Source organism: Devosia sp. FJ2-5-3 (assembly GCF_029201545.1).
In the GTDB taxonomy this organism is placed as follows: Bacteria; Pseudomonadota; Alphaproteobacteria; order Rhizobiales; family Devosiaceae; genus Devosia.
On the sequence record NZ_CP104007.1, the window covers coordinates 3,601,149 to 3,618,558 of the forward strand.

18 protein-coding genes and 1 tRNA gene are annotated in these 17,410 nt (G+C 62.4%); 5 read left to right on the forward strand and 14 right to left on the reverse strand.

Going from position 1 to position 17,410, the window contains the following annotated elements; genetic code table 11:
• Nucleotides 1–4 precede the first annotated feature (4 nt).
• Both N0P34_RS17315 and N0P34_RS17320 read left to right on the forward strand, forming a co-directional pair.
• Nucleotides 5–817: an ABC transporter permease gene (locus N0P34_RS17315; RefSeq protein WP_275604468.1), complete on the forward strand. Its 813-nt coding sequence runs from the start codon at nucleotides 5–7 to the stop codon at nucleotides 815–817.
• Nucleotides 817–1,671, forward strand: coding sequence for a transporter substrate-binding domain-containing protein (locus N0P34_RS17320; protein ID WP_275604469.1), 855 nt, complete (start codon nucleotides 817–819; stop codon nucleotides 1,669–1,671). The genes N0P34_RS17315 and N0P34_RS17320 overlap by 1 nt, the downstream gene beginning before the upstream one ends.
• Nucleotides 1,672–1,752: 81 nt before the next feature.
• On the opposite strand, the gene N0P34_RS17325 is transcribed toward N0P34_RS17320, so the two are convergent.
• The 10 genes from N0P34_RS17325 to N0P34_RS17370 all read right to left on the reverse strand — a co-directional run bounded on the left by N0P34_RS17325 (nucleotide 1,753) and on the right by N0P34_RS17370 (nucleotide 9,939).
• A tRNA-Met gene (locus N0P34_RS17325) sits at nucleotides 1,753–1,829 on the reverse strand.
• Nucleotides 1,830–1,903: 74 nt separating this feature from the next.
• The gene (locus tag N0P34_RS17330) at nucleotides 1,904–3,343 is read right to left on the reverse strand and encodes a UdgX family uracil-DNA binding protein (RefSeq protein WP_275604470.1); all 1,440 of its coding nucleotides are present in this window, start codon (nucleotides 3,341–3,343) and stop codon (nucleotides 1,904–1,906) included.
• Complete coding sequence (locus tag N0P34_RS17335; protein ID WP_275604471.1) at nucleotides 3,343–4,578, reverse strand: putative DNA modification/repair radical SAM protein; 1,236 nt, start codon at nucleotides 4,576–4,578, stop codon at nucleotides 3,343–3,345. The genes N0P34_RS17330 and N0P34_RS17335 overlap by 1 nt, the downstream gene beginning before the upstream one ends.
• Nucleotides 4,579–4,743: 165 nt before the next feature.
• Nucleotides 4,744–5,217 (reverse strand): nucleoside deaminase, encoded by a 474-nt coding sequence (locus N0P34_RS17340; protein WP_275604472.1) that lies wholly within the window; start codon nucleotides 5,215–5,217, stop codon nucleotides 4,744–4,746.
• 23 nt (nucleotides 5,218–5,240) lie between these two features.
• Nucleotides 5,241–6,347, reverse strand: coding sequence for a hypothetical protein (locus tag N0P34_RS17345; protein WP_275604473.1), 1,107 nt, complete (start codon nucleotides 6,345–6,347; stop codon nucleotides 5,241–5,243).
• Nucleotides 6,348–6,410: 63 nt separating this feature from the next.
• Nucleotides 6,411–7,079, reverse strand: a complete 669-nt coding sequence (locus N0P34_RS17350) for a hypothetical protein (RefSeq protein ID WP_275604474.1) — start codon at nucleotides 7,077–7,079, stop codon at nucleotides 6,411–6,413.
• Between the two features lie 113 nt (nucleotides 7,080–7,192).
• The gene (locus N0P34_RS17355) at nucleotides 7,193–7,669 is read right to left on the reverse strand and encodes an SRPBCC domain-containing protein (protein WP_275604475.1); all 477 of its coding nucleotides are present in this window, start codon (nucleotides 7,667–7,669) and stop codon (nucleotides 7,193–7,195) included.
• Nucleotides 7,669–8,007, reverse strand: coding sequence for a metalloregulator ArsR/SmtB family transcription factor (locus N0P34_RS17360; protein WP_275604476.1), 339 nt, complete (start codon nucleotides 8,005–8,007; stop codon nucleotides 7,669–7,671). Before N0P34_RS17360 ends, N0P34_RS17355 begins: the two co-directional genes overlap by 1 nt.
• The gene (locus tag N0P34_RS17365; RefSeq protein WP_275604477.1) at nucleotides 8,004–8,690 is read right to left on the reverse strand and encodes a glutathione S-transferase family protein; all 687 of its coding nucleotides are present in this window, start codon (nucleotides 8,688–8,690) and stop codon (nucleotides 8,004–8,006) included. The genes N0P34_RS17360 and N0P34_RS17365 overlap by 4 nt, the downstream gene beginning before the upstream one ends.
• Nucleotides 8,691–8,790: 100 nt before the next feature.
• Entirely contained in the window at nucleotides 8,791–9,939 is a 1,149-nt protein-coding gene (locus tag N0P34_RS17370) for a serine hydrolase domain-containing protein (RefSeq protein WP_275604478.1), read from the reverse strand.
• Nucleotides 9,940–10,080: 141 nt separating this feature from the next.
• Here N0P34_RS17370 and N0P34_RS17375 point away from each other — a divergent pair, with 141 nt between their 5' ends.
• The gene (locus N0P34_RS17375) at nucleotides 10,081–10,440 is read left to right on the forward strand and encodes a DUF2200 domain-containing protein (protein ID WP_275604479.1); all 360 of its coding nucleotides are present in this window, start codon (nucleotides 10,081–10,083) and stop codon (nucleotides 10,438–10,440) included.
• 154 nt (nucleotides 10,441–10,594) lie between these two features.
• A complete protein-coding gene (locus N0P34_RS17380) occupies nucleotides 10,595–11,545 on the forward strand; it encodes a ring-cleaving dioxygenase (RefSeq protein ID WP_275604480.1) in 951 nt (316 codons plus the stop codon).
• A 48-nt stretch (nucleotides 11,546–11,593) separates the two neighbouring features.
• On the opposite strand, the gene N0P34_RS17385 is transcribed toward N0P34_RS17380, so the two are convergent.
• The gene (locus N0P34_RS17385) at nucleotides 11,594–12,487 is read right to left on the reverse strand and encodes an AraC family transcriptional regulator (protein WP_275604481.1); all 894 of its coding nucleotides are present in this window, start codon (nucleotides 12,485–12,487) and stop codon (nucleotides 11,594–11,596) included.
• Between the two features lie 187 nt (nucleotides 12,488–12,674).
• Between N0P34_RS17385 and N0P34_RS17390 the strand changes: the two genes are divergently transcribed.
• Nucleotides 12,675–13,430, forward strand: coding sequence for an SDR family oxidoreductase (locus tag N0P34_RS17390; RefSeq protein WP_275604482.1), 756 nt, complete (start codon nucleotides 12,675–12,677; stop codon nucleotides 13,428–13,430).
• Between the two features lie 299 nt (nucleotides 13,431–13,729).
• On the opposite strand, the gene N0P34_RS17395 is transcribed toward N0P34_RS17390, so the two are convergent.
• From N0P34_RS17395 to N0P34_RS17405, 3 genes are all read right to left on the reverse strand, one after another.
• A complete protein-coding gene (locus tag N0P34_RS17395) occupies nucleotides 13,730–14,455 on the reverse strand; it encodes a hypothetical protein (protein ID WP_275604483.1) in 726 nt (241 codons plus the stop codon).
• Nucleotides 14,456–14,771: 316 nt separating this feature from the next.
• Nucleotides 14,772–16,805, reverse strand: coding sequence for a von Willebrand factor type A domain-containing protein (locus N0P34_RS17400; RefSeq protein WP_275604484.1), 2,034 nt, complete (start codon nucleotides 16,803–16,805; stop codon nucleotides 14,772–14,774).
• Nucleotides 16,802–17,356 (reverse strand): RNA polymerase sigma factor, encoded by a 555-nt coding sequence (locus tag N0P34_RS17405; RefSeq protein ID WP_275607013.1) that lies wholly within the window; start codon nucleotides 17,354–17,356, stop codon nucleotides 16,802–16,804. The genes N0P34_RS17400 and N0P34_RS17405 overlap by 4 nt, the downstream gene beginning before the upstream one ends.
• Nucleotides 17,357–17,410: the final 54 nt, after the last annotated feature.

Below are 17,410 nucleotides of genomic sequence, written 5' to 3' on the forward strand. Positions count from 1 at the left end.
CCAGATGGGTAGCGTTCTGGGGCAGTTGGGCGGCGTCTACGCGATCTGGCTGCGAGAGGTGAAACGGGCCCTGCGCGACAAGGGGCAACTCATTGGCGGCGTCAGCCGACCACTGCTTTGGGTGCTCATCCTCGGGATCGGGCTCAACCCCTATTTCCGGGGCGAGGTCTATGGCGAAGTGCGGTTCGTCGTGCCCTACACCTATATCCAGTTCATCTTCCCCGCCGTCGTCGTGCTCAACATCCTTTATACCTCCGTCCAGTCGGCGGTTTCGCTCATCTGGGACCGCGAGTTTGGCTTCATGCGTGAAGTCATGGTGGCCCCGATCTCCAGGAACCTCGTCCTCCTGGGCAAGGTGCTGGGCGGGGCAACAACCGCCGTCATCCACGGCTGCATGGTGCTGGCCGTAGCCCATTTCGTGGGCATCGGGTTGACGCTGGAAACTATAATCAAGGCCTTGGGCCTCATGTTTCTCCTGTCTTTCGGGCTCACGGCGTTCGGCATCATCATCGCCAATTATGTGCGCGGCTTTGAAGGCTTTGGCGTCTTTTCCAACGCCGTGATCCTGCCGCTCTATTTTACCGCCAGCTCGGTGTTTCCGCTTGATCCGGCGCTGACTCGCGCCCAGACGCTCGTGACCTACCCGGAGTGGCTGGTCGTGATCGTCGAGCACAATCCCATGACCTACGCGGTCGATGCGATGCGGGGCATTCTGATCCGGTTCAACCAGTTTGATCCCGCGATGGGCTTTGCCGTGGTGGCGGGCATGGCCGCGAGCCTCTTTGCGCTGGCCATGTGGGAATTCAGGAAGATCTGATGGCCCGCAACGCCGCCTCTCGCCCAACCGAACGCAAACGCCACTGGATCTTCGACTTCGTCCCGCTGGCGACATGCTTTGCCCTGCTGATCGGCCTTGGTTTCCTGCCGCCCGATACGTCGAGCGCCGAGGTCAACAGCACCGGTCGGCTCAGTGTCTGCATGCCCGCCAATTACCCGCCACTGGTGACCGGCAATGCCGAAGCTCCGGGCTTCGAGGTCGAACTGGTGCGCGAGATTGCCGATCGCCTCGGCTGGCGGCTGAATATCGTCACCAATGCCGCCATGGGCCGGGACTTCAATCCCCGCAATTGGCGCATCAACCGTGCCCAGTGCCAGATGCTGGCAGGCGGCATTGTGCTCAGCGCGACGACCCAGTCTTTCCTCGACACGACCCGCCCCCATCTCCAGACGGGTTGGGCGCTGATCACCGCCTCGGACCTCGACATTACCGCGCTCAAGGGGCCCGTGGGCTTTTATGCCGGCCTTACCGGACTCGATCGGATTGGCCTCGGCCAATATCTGCGCCAACTCGGATTGAGTCCGAAAATCGTCAACTCCGCCAACGCATTGCGACAGGACCTCGAGAGGGGCGCCATCGAGGCGGGTGTGTCCGAAGGGCTTCTGGCCGCCTATCTGGCCGATGACAACGACCTCACCGTCACCCTGCTCGACGCGCCGCTGGACCGGTTTCGCCTCGGTCTGGGTTTCTGGAAGGGTGACGTCACGCTGCAGCGCAAGGTCGAGGCAACGCTCGGAGCCATCTGGTCGGACGGCACGATGGCACAAATCGCCGAGCGCTATGGTCTCGACAGCGAATTCCTCTGCGACCCACAAGAGCAAACCTGCGCCTGAGGGCGCAGCCTGCGCGGGCAGACAGCGACGACCCAGCAAACCCAGAAAACAAAAAACCCCCGGCTTCCCGGGGGTTTTGATTGGTAGCGAAGCCCAGATTTGAACTGGGGACACACGGATTATGATTCCGCTGCTCTAACCAACTGAGCTACTCCGCCGCAAGTGGCGTCGGCCCTGAGCCGATGCGTGCTTTAATTAGGAGCGTGAGCCAAAGCTGTCAAGCGGGGTGGGGTCAAATTTCAATCTCTGCCATCAGCTTTCCCACAAGTTGTAGATCTGCCAAGAACTTAGCCCGTTCCTGGGAATTGGCCTCGGGGTCCGGAATGCGCAGGAGATAGGAGGGATGGTTGGTGACGATAAGGGTCGAACCATCCTGGAGCGCAATGGGTTCGCCACGCATCCTGGAGATCGAAACTGCTTTTCCCAGAAGGCTTTGGGCGGCAGTGGCGCCGAGGGCAACAACGATGCGGGGCTTTACGAGGCTCCGCTCCATGTCGAGCCAATACCGGCAGGCGGAAATCTCGCCGGTGTCGGGTTTCTGATGGATGCGGCGCTTGCCGCGCGGCACGAATTTGAAATGCTTTACCGCGTTGGTAACATAGAGTTTTTTCCGGTCGATGCCGACTTCCTCGATCGCCTCGTCGAAGATTTTTCCGGCCGGGCCGACAAAGGGGCGACCCGCCAGATCCTCCTGGTCGCCGGGTTGTTCGCCGACGAACATCACTTCCGCCCGTTCGGGGCCCTCGCCGAAGACGGGCTGGGTGGCGTGCTCGAACAAGGGGCAGCGGCGGCAGCCTTCGATGGCCTCCCTGGCGGCGGGGAGAGACTGGATAACTTCATCTACCGCGCTGATTTCCTTCGCCTTTTGGCGGAGGTGGCGCGCCGGCGGCTGGGTGGCGGCGCGGGCGATCATGTCCTGTTCCATCTGCCTTGCATTGCGGATCAGGGGGGCAATGCCGGCGGCCTCGGGGAGGTTGCGCCAATATTTGACCGGCATCTCGGATTTCATCATCGAAATTTTCAACCGGGCGGGATTGAAGATGGCGGCGTAATAGGTGGTCCAATCATCCTCCACCGCGTCATGGGCGGGGACATCTTTCTTTGCGCCACCGGGGCCGAAGGACAAATTCTCCAGATCCCAGAAGGCACTAGCATAGGGCGTGACGATGGCCCAATTCATGCCGGCAAAGCGCCGGGCAAAGAAGGGGGCGGTCGCTTCCAGCACGTAATGATCGGGCTCGAACCAGGCGACATAGCGCTCTTCACCGGCCAGGGGGACGGTGCGGAAGCGGACGAAGGCCTTCATCTTGTGCGCATCACGATGCACCGCAGAGGCCATATTCGTTAGCAGACTGTTAGCATTATCCGCCGCGTTCATGAGAATCCGCGAATCCTGCTGCAGACGCCAGAGCATGGTGTAGAGCCGGGCAAAACGCTCGGGATCAGAGTGCTGGATCACGGTCTTGGCGAGGGTGATAAACTCGCGGGGAACCGAGCCGATGGCGCCCTCGACAATGGGAAGCATGTCGTCGCCGGCCTCGAAGAGCCCATTGGCTTCATCAGCGCTGCGCCAGACGACATCGGTGGGGGCGACACCGGCCGCGAGCAGGCGGCGCGCCTTGTCGCGCCACTCGGCAAAATCATTGCGGCTTTGAAGACGCACCGCGAGCATCAGAAGAGGCTTAATTGCTGCGGCGGGGGCACGAGGCGCTGGCGCAGCTTTGCGTCATCGATCTGGCCCCCGGGTGTCCAATCGAAGGCGGTGATGAAGGGGCGCACCTTGTCGATGGAGCCGGCAATGCGGGCAATGTCGGCGAGGCGAAGCCGGGTGAGACGGCGGCTCGAGATGATGCGGTCGACGCTGCGCACGCCGAGGCCCGGCACGCGGAGCAGCATTTCACGGTCTGCACGATTGACGTCGACCGGGAAGCGCGCGCGCTCCTTGAGGGCCCAGGCCAGTTTTGGATCCACCGCCAGATCGAGGTTGCCCCCTTCCCCGCCGGCGACGATCTCGGGCACGTCAAAACCATAAAAGCGGATGAGCCAATCGGCCTGGTAGAGACGGTGCTCGCGCATGAGCGGGGGCGGCGCCAGCGGCAGGCGCGCGGAGGCGTCGGGAATAGGGGAAAAGGCGGAGTAATAGACGCGCTTCAGACGATAGCCGGAATAGAGCCCGGCAGCGCGGGTGAGGATGGCGTCGTCGTTGGCCTTGTCGGCGCCGATGATCATCTGGGTGGATTGGCCGGCGGGCGCAAACTTCTTCGGCCTGACGCGGCTGTTCTTTTCGGGCTTGGCCTCATCGAGTTTTCCACGGACCCGCGCCATGGCCGTGCGGATTTCGGCGGGACGCTTTTCGGGAGCGAGACTTTCGAGCGCGCTATCGGTGGGCAGCTCGATATTGGTGGAGAGGCGATCGGCCCAGAGGCCGGCCTCGGCCAGAAGTTCGGGCGCTGCGTTGGGAATGACCTTGAGATGGATATAGCCGGCGAAGAGATGGTCTTCGCGGAGCGACCGGGCCACGCGCACCATCTGCTCCATCGTATAGTCGGGCGAGCGGATAATGCCGGAGGAGAGAAACAGGCCTTCTATATAATTGCGCTTGTAGAAATCGAGGGTGAGCTGGACCACCTCCTCGACCGAAAACCGCGCCCGCGCCACGTTGGAGGAAGAGCGATTGATGCAATAGGCGCAATCGTAGATGCAGAAATTGGTCAGCAGCAGTTTCAAGAGGCTGATGCAGCGCCCGTCCGGCGCATAGGAATGACAGATGCCGCTGCCCTCCGTCGAGCCGATCCCCTTCGTGCCGGCCGAATTGCGCTTCTCGCTGCCGCTGGAGGCGCAGGACGCATCATATTTGGCAGCATCGGCGAGAACCGCCAGCTTGCGATTTAGGGTAAGAGCGGCCATCTTTTTTGTTCATCCTTTGTTCTGGATGAATACCGGGTCTGGCGCGGCGAGGGAATTGGGAAGTGGCGCGGTGGAGGGATTGTGATCGGGCCGTCAAAGCGGGGCGCGTGGCGCATGGTGGCGCCATTCGGAAAAAACTCTCCCCGCAAGACGGCTTAGGTGGCGTCAGGCCTTGCCCAGATGGCTTGGCCAGAAATCCTGATGGATTTTGGCGGCATCTTCCTCGAGTTCGGTGGGACCGATGACATCGACCTTACGGGCGCCGGTCTGGAGGATTGCGCGCGAGGGCACATCGAGGCCGATGCCGGCGATCTCCCCCAGGCGCGTTTCGGAGCAGGCATAGACCAGCCGGCCGATGCCCGACCAATAGATGGCGCCGGCGCACATGGCGCAGGGTTCGGTGCTGGAATAGAGCGTGCACGCGGCGAGAGCGTCGGCACCAAAGTGCTGCGCGGCCAGTTTGACGAGGTTCATCTCGGCATGATTGGTCATGTCGTGGCCGGTAAAGACGCTGTTTTCCGCCCGCAGGACCACTTTGCCATCCTTGACCAGCACGGCGCCGAACGGCTCGTTGCCATGGTCCATGGCCGCCTGCGACAATGCAATCGCCTCGCCCAGAAAAGCTGCGTGATCGGTCATGTCCGTCTCCCCAAGCCAAATCCCTACTCGATGGCGCCCGACAGGTCCTCGGGCGTGTCGATAGTCCGCATCCATTTCAGCGATCTGATCTCCCAGGCAGGGTCGGCAGCCTGCAGATCGGCCAGCAGCCCAGGCAGGTGGCCGGCACCATAGGTCATGTAGATGTTCTGGTGGCTGTCAGCCAAGATCCGTTCGGCAAGCTTGCGGTTGCGGAAATCGAGGATGACCGGATCGAGTGCGCTGGGCCCGGTGCGCCGCGCAAGCGTCATGGTAAGCCAACCACGGCATGCCGTCCCGACCAGACTCCTCTGCTCCGGGGTCGCGCCGCGAAGCAGGTTGACGATCTGGCCAATCCCCCCGTCGGTGGCGTCGTCCGCTTTCGATTTCGCCTGGTCTGCGTGAACGGCCTGGGCGAAACCGGGGTCGGATGCCTCGAGACGCTGGTACTCCTGCATCATGTCGGCGGTCGAGACGTCCGCGTTGACATGGCGGTCCGGCCGGGCGGCCATATCTTCCCGTAGAAACTGGAAGTAGTTCATCTGGAACTGCAGGCCACAGGCATCGCCAAGCATCTCGTAATTGGCGCTCAGATCACCGCCACCTGCCAGAGTTTGGGAGAACCAGGCATCGCCCTTCGGGTCGCTGACGACACCTTCATAATAGATCACGTTGCCGTCGCTCAACGCCTTCTCGAGATCATATATGACGGACTTGTAGAACCCCTCCGACCCGACATGCATCATACCCTGGAAAATGACGGTCTTGGTCCCGTTGGAGAGGGTTGCCTGGGGCACAGTCAAAGGCCGAAGCGCCGTTTGCAGCGCAAGATAATAGAGCGGGGCCGCCAACAAGGCCGAAAGGGTAAAGAGGGTTGCGACCGCGGCTTTGAAATAGCTTGTCCGCCAGTGCTGCCGCCGTTGACCCGAGAAGCAGCGCCGGACCAGCCAAGCGATGGGAAATGCCAGCAGGAGCGCCAGCACCACGACGCCCAGCAGGATCCATGGTGACGCTTCGATGAGGACGGGGAGCCCAAGTAAAAAGCCGAGGAAAAGCAGGAACCAGAGAATGGCGGACAGCCTCAACTTGAACCGTTCGCTGCCCGCGCCCACAATCGTCGCACTGTCGGTCATTTACGCCCCCACGGTACCTGGATGAACGTCATCCTGCAGTGGAGGCCGTCAGTCCGCCATGAACTATTTCAATGAATCGAAGCTGCCATCAAGGGCAAACCAGCAGTTGAAGAAGGTGGTATCGCCATCGCGGTCAAAATAGCCTTGCGTCACATAGCGATCATCGCTCTGGAATGCCGCATTGACGGTGATCTCCTGGGGCCGAACTCCAAACTCGGCTGACGCTTCACCAGCGCAAAAGCGAGGCATCTGGCTCAAGTCCAGCTGAGCCGGGGTGCCATTCTGTGGAGGATTTGCCGGCTGCGGTGCAGAGGGTGCCTGCTGGCCACTTTCGATGTAAAGCGTGAGCTCGTAGTTGGCAGTTTCACCGCGGCGAGCGGCATTGCGCATCAGGTAGACATCGACAACGTAATTGCCGCTGGATGGGACGACAAACGAGGTCCCGTTTCCGGAAATCGAGCCATTGTACAGCGCTTCGCTGGCGCCGGGCGCGGTGATGTTGAAGTAGCTGCTCGCATTATCCGTATCGAGCTGGACGTCCATTGTCTGGCCCGCCGAAGCGCCGATGCTGTAGCGGACGCTTTGATCACCCGTAATGCTGCCTGTTATGGTGGTGCCTGAAGTGCCACGGGCGAAGTGGACGGTTTCATTCCTTGCCTGCGCCATTGCAGGGGTGAGGCATGAGCCAGCCAACATGGCCGACAGTGCCAAGGTGTTCAGTGAGAGCCGCATCACAATCCTCCCTCGATCCCACGAGGGTGCCGAAGGAATATGACGCAATGTGGACAGATCGACAGACGGACAGAGCGCGGGGGCTGATGCTGCCTAGTCCTGGCCCAAAATGGTCAGGCGCTCGCGGGCTCTTCCGCCAGCTCCGCCATTGCTTGCTGCAAGCGGGTGAAGCCGAGGCCTGTTCCTTGCTCCCGGACGTCGCCATCGGCAGCGCTCGCAAAAACGGCCTGCTCGGTGAAGGTCATGATCGTCTTGCTCGCGGCGCCCGCGAACTCGACGGTGACCAGCGAGGACGAGATGGGCACATCATCGGTTCGCATCGTATAGGCATAGACGATCCGTTGACGCGGATGGATTTCGAGGAAATGAGCCAGCATCGCCTGGCGGGTGCCATCAGGCATTTGCCAGATCATGCTTTCCTGCCCGTCGATGCGGAAATCGAAGCGATCCTCCATCACGTGCCAATCGGGGTGACAGGCATTCCACCGACGCTTGAGCTGGTGATCCGACCAGAAGCGGAAAGCGTGGGCAGGGCTGCCCGGCAATTCCCGCTCGATGACAAAGGACCTGTGATCAACAAAAACGCCCATCAGTGGTCCTTTTCTTCCGGAATTTCGGCCATGAGATCGGCCAATCGGTCGAAGGCAGCATGCATCTCCATTTGCCGGCTATCAATCCAGCCGGAGATATCTGCAAAGGCATCGCGGCGCATGCGGTAGGTTCTGATGCGGCCCGTCTTTTCGCTGACGACCACGCCGCCCTCTTCCAGAATTTTGAGGTGCTTGAGCACCGCAGGCAATTGCACGTCGGCAGGAGCGGCCAGCTCCTTTACCGAGGCCGGCCCTTTGCAGAGCCTTTCGACGAAGCTGCGACGATAGGGATCGGCCATGATCTGGAACAGGCGGTCGAGAGTATTGGTGGCCGTCATGCGGAGGGGTCCAGGTAGCGCGTCGGCATGGCATCGCGATAGGGGAAGAACTTGAAATAGGGCTGGGCCTCCCGCAAGACGCGCTGGACCGATGGGCGGGCCAGAAGACGCTCGAGATAGGCGCCGAGCTGTGGGCGATCATCCCCCGGGGGATGCACGATGGTGGCGAAGAAGAGGGCCGGCAGCGCCGAGCAATCAGCCATGGAAAAGGTTTTGCCGGTGATCCACGGCCTGTTGTGGAGCTGGCCTTCGACCATGTCATAGGCGACATCCAGGGTGGCATGCGCTTCTGCAACGCCATGCGGGTCTGCGGTTCCCTCGGGCCGGATGCGGTCTCCCACGATCTTTTGCATCGGCACGCTGACATAGAGATCGAAGAAGCGGTCCCATAGCCTTGTGTCCAGCTGAAGGGTGGAATCGTTCGGGATGAGGGGTAGTGAGCCGGGATAGTGCTGCTGCAGATACTCGATGATGATGCTGGTCTCGGCCACGATCCTGTTGTCGCGACTGTCGTGGAGGACAGGAATCTTGCCGACCGGCCAGCGCTCGATATGCGCCGCTGCCGACCCAGGGTTGGAAAAATCAACAAGACTGGCCTCGAACGCAATGTCGTTCTCATAGAGGGCGATGAGCACCTTGTGACAGAACGAAGCCAGGGGGTGGAGGTGGAGCGTGAGGGTCATGGCAATCCCATAAGTTTCCAACTACGGAAACCAATATCGCCGCAGCGTGCGCTTGGCAAGAAACTTTCCTTCTCTGGAAAGTTATGAGCGCGGGGTGGCGCTAGCCCAAAGCCAAACGAGTCAGCTCGACATGGGCGGAATAGACATCGGGGTGATCGATGGCCCTGCAGCCGAGAATGACTATCGCCGAATTCGACCCGAGTTGGCTGGTCCAGGACGTGCCCAGTCCGCCGGCCCAGCCGACTTCCCCAGCCAGATCGGCGTTCACCTGGCGGTTCGCATCGACCGAAAGCCCATAGCCCCAGCCTCGCCCATCGAGAAATGGTGCTGAGGCCTCGCGCTGGCTTTGGGTCAGATGGTCGGAGAGCATCCAGCGCAGATATTGCTGCCCGATGAGCCGGCCCTTGGGACCCAGGCCATCATTGCCCAGCATCTTGGCGAAGGCGAGATAGTCCGACGCGGTCGAAACCATGCTCACTTCGAACTGCTGCCGGTTCAACCACGCGCTGGACCTGGGCTGGTCGGTCGGGGACATGTCGGCCCGATAGGCTGCGGTCAGGCGATCGCGGTCTTGGGGCGGCACGACGAACCCTGTGTCGACCATGCCGAGGGGGATCGTTATGCGCTCGGCGATCTGCGCCGACAGGGGTTTGCCGGCAATGCGGGACACCAGAATGCCCTGGACCAGGGTCGCAATGTTGTAGAACCAACTGGCTCCCGGTTGCGCCAGGAGCGGCAAGGCGCCGATGTGACCGAGCCACTCGTCCGGCGTCATGGGATTTGCCGGATCGTCGGGACCAAAGCCGGAGAGGTCCAGTCTGGCTATCTCGCGCTGGATGGGTGTCGCGCCCGGCGGCATGGCCAATATCCCGGTGCCAAGGCGGGAACTGAGCAGGTGTTCGACGGTGATCGGTGCCGAGGCGGGCATGGTCTCGTCAAGCGGCGCATCGACCCGCTTGAGCACAGTGGGATGAGCGAGCTCCGGCAGCCATTTTGCCACCGGCTCGTCCAACCCAACACGCTCATCCTCGATCAATTGCAGCAATGCCAGGGCAATGAGCGGCTTGCCCATGGACGATATTCTGAAAAGCGCGTCGGTTGAAATTGGCCGCAGACCTTCGCTCTCCATGTGACCGGCGGAAAACAGCCTTACCGCGCCATCCCGCAGCACACCGACCACGGCTCCCGGCTGGAGCGGCCCGGCCACCAGGCGCTGGAGCAGCGTGTGAAGATCGACGTCGCTGGACATGGGGCATTCCTCTGCGGCAGTTGCTTTCAACGGACCGACGAATGGGCAGCATTCGTTTCGACAGCCCGATGCAGGCCTGCTTTCCCATCATTGTCGTTCGGCGCTATGATCGGGATAGAGCCCGTATGCGAGGAGTGCCCGATGAAAACCGCCAATTACGACCGCGTGTTCGGCTATTCGATGGCCAGCATTCACAAGCTCTATGTGGAGAAGGTGGAGCGCAAGGGGCGATCGCCCAAGGATGTGGACCGGGTGATCTGCTGGCTGACCGGGCATGACGACCAAAGCCTCAAAGCCGCCATGGCCGATGGACAGAATCTCGGCGAATTCTTTGCCGAAGCGCCGGGGCTCAATCCGGCGCGCGGCCTGATCAAGGGGGTGATCTGCGGGGTGCGGGTGGAAGAAATCGAGGACCCGACGATGCAGAACATCCGCTATATGGACAAGCTCGTCGATGAGGTCGCCAAGGGCAAGGCGATGGAGAAGATCCTGAGGGCGTAACCGGCAGCGACTGCCGCAGGACGCGAGACTTGCCGCGTCATCGTTCGATTATCGACACCAGTGCGTCGCGATTGGATTTCTAGGCAACAAGGTCGGGTGGGACTACATTTCCTCTCAACACGGCGCCAGACGCCGCAGCAATTGGGAGACGAAGATGACCCTCGAACTTGGCGGCATCCACCATCTGACGGCCGTTACCGCAGACGCACCGCGCAATCTGCAGTTTTACACCCAGACGCTGGGCATGCGCCTGATCAAGAAGACGGTGAACCAGGACGACACCACCGCCTATCACCTCTTCTATGGCGATGGCGTGGCCTCGCCGGGTGCTGACCTGACCTTTTTCGACTTTAACACGCTGGGCGAAACCCGCGGCAATCACAGCGTTGGCCGCACCGGATTGCGCGTGGACAGCGAAGAAACGCTGAAGTGGTGGAAGGAGCATCTGGAAGCCAATAAGGTTTCGACCAGCGGCATCAAGGAGCGGTTCGGGCATGTGTCGCTCGATTTCGAGGATTTCGAGGGCCAGCGCTTCCGCCTCGTGGTCGACGGGACGAACAAGGTAATCCCCTGGGCCAAGTCGCCCGTGCCGGCGGACAAGCAGATCATCGGGCTGGGACCGATCACCCTGTCGGTGCCGAAACTCGAACCGACCGATGTGATGCTGACCAAGGTGATGAACATGCGCCAGGTGCGCAATTATCCGGCCCGCGAGCGCAATGGCGAAGTGTTCGTCTATGAAATGGGTCCGGGTGGACCGGCAGCCGAGCTGCATGTTTCGGTCGATCCGAGCCTGCCGCGCGTGCGGCCCGGCGCAGGGGGCGTGCACCACGTCGCGTTCCGGACGCCCGACCAGGAAAGCCTCCGCCAATGGATCGAGCGGGTGAACAGCTTCGGCGTGCGGTCCTCCGGGGAAGTCGAGCGGTTCTACTTCACCTCGCTCTATTTCCGCGAGCCAAACGGAATCCTGTTCGAGATTGCCACCGACGTGCCCGGATTTGCCGCGGACGAACCGATGGACAGTTTGGGCGAAACGCTGGCGCTGCCGCCCTTCCTCGAGCCACAGCGAGCCCGGATCGAAGCGGGACTGAAGCCGCTGGTCTAAGCGAGATGACCAAGACAGAGCCCTCCCTTCGGGGAGGGCTCTTTTTGTTTAGGCAGCAACGAGCGGCGACTGGCGGGCCTGACGAATGTCTTGGGCCGGAGGCCGGCCGAAGAGGCGCGTATATTCGCGGGTGAAATGGGTGACACTCTCATAGCCCACCGCATAGGCGGCCTGGCTGGCGGACATGGCCTCGGCCAGCATGAGGCGTCGCGCCTCGATGAGGCGCAGCTGCTGCTGGAACTGGAGCGGCGAGAGCGAGGTGACAGCCCTGAAATGGTGATGAAAAGAGGAAAGGCTCATGCCCGCAAGATGAGCCAGATCTTCCACGGCAAGGGGCTGAACATAGTCGGCGCGGAGTTTTGCGACGGCCCGTCCGATGCGCTCGACATGGCTGTCGGGCCAGCCCAGCCGGCGGATGGCGGCGCCATGGCGGCCGGCGAGAAGCCAGAAATGGATTTCACGCACCAATTGGCGCCCGAGAATGGGCAAGGCCATGGGCCGGCCGAGCAGATCGACGAGGCGCAGAGCGGCATTGGCGACTTCGGCGCTGGTTTCATCGACCCGAACGGGCGCGAGGCTGCCAGGCTGCTGGGCGTCCATTTCGCCACTCAGCTCGGCGATAAGCGCGGGATCCAGGTCAAGCACGAGCGAATAATAGGGTGATGCGATGCTCGCCTGCGTAATCTGGCTGATGGTGGGGACATCGGCGGTGATGAAGAGGCTTTCGCCAGCGGAAAAATCATAGGGCACGCCATCCATCGAGACGCGCTTTGCGCCCTGGACCACCAGAACGACCATGGGTTGGGAAATGGCAAATTGCAGCGCACTGGGCGTGGTGGCGCGGATGAGCGTCAGCCCGGCAATATTGGTGGAGGCGATTCCGGCAGTGTCTGCCTGGGCATCCGCATAGCGGGAGATTGCCTGGGTGAGCGCGTTTTCCATGCCGGGAAGCTAGGCGGGCAAAGCTGCAGACACAAGCCATATTGGAGAAATAGGCAAGATTTCTGGTCGATCCGGCAAATGTAACAACCTCAAATCCGGCACTTTCCAGTCGAAGCGAGCGGGACACACCCAACGCCCCGTTCGATCAGGCAAGGAGCCACGCGCTCCCGCAACATGGAGAGACCAAATGAGCAAGATTGCCATCATCACCGGGGCCGGTCGGGGCCTTGGCCGCAATGCGGCCATCAACATCGCCCGCAAGGGGATCGACGTCATCCTCACCTATCGCAACAGCCGCGCCGAGGCCGAAGCTGTCGTGGCCGAAATCGAGGCGCTGGGCGGGAAGTCCGTTGCGCTCCAGCTCGACGTGGCCAAGACGAACCAGTTCGACGGCTTTGTCGCCGCGGTTGGCGAGGCGCTGAACCGAGTCTGGCAGCGGGAGAGCTTCGACTTCCTGCTCAACAATGCCGGGCACGGCGATCTGGTGCCGTTTTCGGACATCACCGAAGAGCAGTTCGACGCCATGTTCAATGTGCATGTGAAGGGCGTGTTCTTCCTCACCCAGAAGCTGCTGCCGCTGCTGGCCGATGGCGGGCGGATCATCAATTATTCTTCGGGGCTTACCCGTATCACCTTCCCCGGCATGTCGGCCTATATCGCGGCCAAGGGCGCGGTGGAGGCTCTTTCGCTCAGTCTCGCCAAGGAGCTGGGGCCGCGGCGCATCACTGTCAACACGATCGCTCCCGGTGCCATCGAGACGGACTTTCTGGGTGGCGCGGTGCGCGACATGCCCGAGCTCAACAAGCAATTTGCAGACATGATCGCCTTGGGCCGGGTGGGCAAGCCGGACGATATTGGCCGCATGCTGGCGAGCTTCCTGTCGGACGACAATGGCTGGATCACCGGCCAGCGCATCGAGGTGTCGAGTGGGCAGGTGATCTGATCTGCGTTTCGCCCGCACACTTTTGCGGCGGGAGGAAAGCCGATCGCGTCTTTAGGGGGGCCGAGAAGCCTGACCCTCTCCCCGAAGGGGCGAGGGGACGCAGGAGGCGAGAGTTCGGTGGGTTCGGAGGGATACCCCCACCGGGCCTCCCCCCCTTGATAGGTGGAGAGATTTTTCGCGTTTGAGATTGGCTCGGTGATTGAAACGAAGGCCCCCACCCTCATTCCCTCCCCACAAGGGGGACGGAGGCAGATCGCGCTTGGGGCGCGGGTGGGGATCAAATGTCCAGGGGTTGCGGCCTAGACGCCGGGGGGTGGGGAGATGGTGTCGTCGGCGGCGCGGCCGCCCACTCCCATTCCCATGCCCATCCCCATGCCGCCGCCACCGGCACCACCGCCGCCGCCCTGCCCGCCGCCGCCACCTTCGCGGCCCGGACCGCCCTGGCCACTGCGACCGCCGCGGCCGCCGGCGCTGGAGGGACGGGTGGGGCCCTGCATGGGAATGTCGAGATCGGCGGGGATGGGCGTGAGATCGAGGGCCTGGCGGATGAAATTGCGCAGGGAGACAACGAGCTCGTGGGTGTGGACCTGGTTTCCGGCGACGAGTTCCCGGGCGGCCTTTTCAGCAAGGCGCACATGTTCGTCGGTGCCGAGCAGGATGATATCGGAGAGGGCCGCCTCCACCGCGTCGCGCACCTGGCGGACACGCTCGAATGTTTCGTCGCTCATGGAGCGGGGCGGAACAGCCTCGCCGCCGGCCTCGGCAGCCGCCTTCTCGGCGGCGCGGATATCGCGCAGATGCCTGGGATCGACGGAAAGGCGGCCGGTGAAGGAGCCGCCGAGGACTTTATAGGCGGCGATCAGAGTCTTGAGGCGCTCATTGATCTGGCGGTTCATCCGCTGCTGGCGCTGCTGGATGGTGGTCATCATGACGAGGCGAATGCCGATGCCGATGAGCGCGAACAGCGCGATGCCGATTAAGGAGGTGAGGACGCCCTGCCAGGAGCTGAAATCTAAGCCGCGCAATTTTGTTGTCTCCAATGTAGGGAGAGAGTGGCATGGCGGATGGATGGGGGGAAGGCGGGGGCCGGTGATGGACCCCTCACCCTGGCCCTCTCTCGAGGGGCGAGGGCACGCAGGAGGCGAGGGGTTTTGTGGTTGGGGAGAGTTTACCCCCACCTGGTCTCCCCCTGATAGGGGGAGGGACGAAGGCCCCCACCCTCAATCCCTCCCCACGAGGGGGAGGGAGGCCGATCGAGTTTGGGGCGCTGGTGGTGGTGAGCCCCGAGAAGCTCCTCCCCCTTCTTAGGGGGAGGTTGGGTGGGGTAAGCGGGCGTAAAACTCAGCGCGTGGTGGTCGTGTCGGGTTTGAGCAGGGCTGCCGTCGAGACGAGGCGGAGGAATTCGGCGCGGTAGCCGCCTTCGTCGTCTCCGCGGCCGGCGCGGGCGAGGGCCTCGATTTCGGCCCAAGACATGGCGGAGCCGTAGGCGCTGGATTTCAACTTTTGGCCGAAGGCGGCGATTGCGGCGGCGAATTGGGCGTCGGGGCCAGCGGCGGCGATGTCATCATAGACCACATCGGCGGTGACGGGCTGTTCGATGAGCTGGCTGACCGTTTCGCCGGGGAGCTTGTAGCGCATCTTGAGGAAGGCGAGTTCCTCCCCTGCCCCGCTTGTGGCGGCGTTTTCGCCATAGCGGAGGGGATCGATCTGTTCGCCGCCCGAGCCGACGGGGGTGATTTCGTAGAACGCAGTGACGGTGTGACCAGCGCCGATATCGCCCGCATCCACCGCGTCATTGTTGAAATCCTCGCGGTTGAGGGCGCGGGTTTCGTAGCCGATGAGGCGGTATTCGGCGATCATTGCGGGGTTGAACTCAACCTGGATTTTGACGTCCTGGGCGATGGTGTGGAGCGTGCCGCCGATTTCCTCGACCAGCACTTTCTTGGCTTCAGCGAAGCTCGAGATGTAGCTGGCATTGCCATTACCGTTCTGGGCCAGGGCCTGCATGGTCGCATCATCGAGATTGCCGCGGCCAAAGCCGAGGATGGAGAGGCTGGTGCCGGTCTGGCGCTTGGCGGCGATGAAGTCTTCAAGGGCTTCGGGGTGGTCGATGCCGACATTGAAATCGCCATCAGTGGCGAGGATGACGCGGTTGGTGCCGTCCACCTTTGCCTCTTCGGCGAGGCGATAGGCCAGTTCGATGCCTTCGGCCCCGGCTGTGCTGCCACCAGCGGAGAGGCCGTCGAGGGCGGCGAGGATTTTGGCCTTGTTGTCGGCGGAGGTCGGCTCGAGCACGATACCGGCCGAGCCGGCATAGGCGACGATCGAGACCGTGTCATTGGCCGAGAGTTTTTCGAGCAGAAGCGCAAAGGCGCGCTTTAAAAGCGGGAGCTTGTCGGGTGCATCCATCGAGCCGGAGGTGTCGATGAGGAAGACGAGGTTCGACCTCGTGTCGGCGCCGGCGGGTGGCTCAAAACCCTTGATGCCGATCTGGAGCAGCTGGGTCTTGTCGTTCCACGGGGTTGGGAAGACTTTTAGCGTCGGCTGGAACGGCACATCGGCGCTGGGCGCCGGCGCGTAGTCATAAGGGAAATAATTGAGCAGTTCCTCAATGCGGATGGCGTCGGGTTCGGGCAGATAGCCGTCTTCGAGGAGCCGCCGTGCATAGGAATAGCTGGCCGTATCGACATCGATGGAGAAGGTCGAGACCGGCTCATCGGCAACGGCCTTCAGGCGCTGCTCATCAAAGCTGGTGAAGCTGTCGCCGCTGGGTTCGACCGAAGGGGCATAGCCGAAATTGTCGACGGAATTGCGCATCAGCATCTGGTCAGCGGCCGGGCTGGGGACCGCTGCCGTTTGCACCGCGATGGACGGGGAGACCGGCGAAGGCGCGCGCAGCATGGGGGCTTCGGCCAGCTGTTCCTGTGGCGCGGGCATGACGGCATCGGCCATCATTTCTTCGGCCTCCTGCGCCGGCTGGGGCGGGGCGGGCTGGGTTTCGACGAGCACAGGGGCGGCTGGCTCGGCGGTTTCGGAGATCAATGCGGGCGCGGGATCTTGCGCCGCGCCACCCAATGGGGTCAGCGCGGTGGAATTGTAATATTGCAGGCCGAGCGGCAGCAGGAGCAGGGCGATTGCGGCGGTGCCGAGGGGAATGCGGGCGTCCATGATCGAAAATCCCTTGAAGGATGTGATGACGGACATGAGACGGCGGCCCGGGAAAAATCCTTGGGGCGTGGCCGAGGTTTTTTTGGACTGGGCCTCGTCATAGGCGGCGCGGGCGGCGGCAAGCGCAGCAGTGCGGGCATCCGGACGGGCCGGGGGCGGCGTGGTTGATTTCAGGGCGTCGAAGGGATCGTGGTCGTGGTGGCTCATAGCAGCCCCCTCAATGTCTTGCGGGCTTCATGAACGTGGAAGGAGATTGTGGCCTCCTTGATGCCCATGATGTCGGCGGCTTCGGCGTGGCTCAGTTCCTCGGCATAGACGAGGAGCACGGCGTCGCGCTGTTTTTCGGGAAGGGTACGCACCGCAGCCCAGAGCTGGGTGCTGGTTGCGGCGGCCTCCTGGTCGGGTTCGGCTTCGGTGGGCGAAATCTCGGCGTAGCTTCGGGCATGTCTGCCGCGGCGCTGTCCGGCGCGTTGCCAATCGCGAACGGCATTGAGCGTGATGCGATAAACCCAGGAGGAAAAAGCGCTGCGGCCATCGAAGCCGGCAATGGCGCCGCCGAGCTTGATGCAGACGTCCTGGGCGATGTCTTCGGCATCATCGCGATTGCCGCACCAGCGCCAGGCGGTGCGATAAATCAGGTCGTAGTGGGTGCCCACCAGTTCGGAAAAGGCATCGGGGTCGCCGTTTTGCGCACGGCGCACCAGCGCCTCGGCGAGCGCCGTGGCGGGATCGCGTGGTGGTGCGGCAGTCAGTCCCATCATGGCAGCATGCACATCAGGCCTCGTAAGCGCTATCTAGAGGCTAAGACGCCG

What these genes read in the sequence shown, in the direction of transcription:
- N0P34_RS17405 (WP_275607013.1), bottom strand. Translation starts at nt 17,356, where the DNA reads ATGGGACTGACTGCCGCACCACCACGCGATCCCGCCACGGCGCTCGCC.
- N0P34_RS17400 (WP_275604484.1), bottom strand. Translation starts at nt 16,805, where the DNA reads ATGAGCCACCACGACCACGATCCCTTCGACGCCCTGAAATCAACCACG.
- N0P34_RS17350 (WP_275604474.1), bottom strand. Translation starts at nt 7,079, where the DNA reads ATGCGGCTCTCACTGAACACCTTGGCACTGTCGGCCATGTTGGCTGGC.
- N0P34_RS17360 (WP_275604476.1), bottom strand. Translation starts at nt 8,007, where the DNA reads ATGACGGCCACCAATACTCTCGACCGCCTGTTCCAGATCATGGCCGAT.
- N0P34_RS17385 (WP_275604481.1), bottom strand. Translation starts at nt 12,487, where the DNA reads ATGGAAAACGCGCTCACCCAGGCAATCTCCCGCTATGCGGATGCCCAG.
- N0P34_RS17335 (WP_275604471.1), bottom strand. Translation starts at nt 4,578, where the DNA reads ATGGCCGCTCTTACCCTAAATCGCAAGCTGGCGGTTCTCGCCGATGCT.
- N0P34_RS17330 (WP_275604470.1), bottom strand. Translation starts at nt 3,343, where the DNA reads ATGCTCGCGGTGCGTCTTCAAAGCCGCAATGATTTTGCCGAGTGGCGC.
- N0P34_RS17320 (WP_275604469.1), top strand. Translation starts at nt 817, where the DNA reads ATGGCCCGCAACGCCGCCTCTCGCCCAACCGAACGCAAACGCCACTGG.
- N0P34_RS17390 (WP_275604482.1), top strand. Translation starts at nt 12,675, where the DNA reads ATGAGCAAGATTGCCATCATCACCGGGGCCGGTCGGGGCCTTGGCCGC.
- N0P34_RS17370 (WP_275604478.1), bottom strand. Translation starts at nt 9,939, where the DNA reads ATGTCCAGCGACGTCGATCTTCACACGCTGCTCCAGCGCCTGGTGGCC.
- N0P34_RS17380 (WP_275604480.1), top strand. Translation starts at nt 10,595, where the DNA reads ATGACCCTCGAACTTGGCGGCATCCACCATCTGACGGCCGTTACCGCA.
- N0P34_RS17340 (WP_275604472.1), bottom strand. Translation starts at nt 5,217, where the DNA reads ATGACCGATCACGCAGCTTTTCTGGGCGAGGCGATTGCATTGTCGCAG.
- N0P34_RS17345 (WP_275604473.1), bottom strand. Translation starts at nt 6,347, where the DNA reads ATGACCGACAGTGCGACGATTGTGGGCGCGGGCAGCGAACGGTTCAAG.
- N0P34_RS17365 (WP_275604477.1), bottom strand. Translation starts at nt 8,690, where the DNA reads ATGACCCTCACGCTCCACCTCCACCCCCTGGCTTCGTTCTGTCACAAG.
- N0P34_RS17375 (WP_275604479.1), top strand. Translation starts at nt 10,081, where the DNA reads ATGAAAACCGCCAATTACGACCGCGTGTTCGGCTATTCGATGGCCAGC.
- N0P34_RS17355 (WP_275604475.1), bottom strand. Translation starts at nt 7,669, where the DNA reads ATGGGCGTTTTTGTTGATCACAGGTCCTTTGTCATCGAGCGGGAATTG.
- N0P34_RS17315 (WP_275604468.1), top strand. Translation starts at nt 5, where the DNA reads ATGGGTAGCGTTCTGGGGCAGTTGGGCGGCGTCTACGCGATCTGGCTG.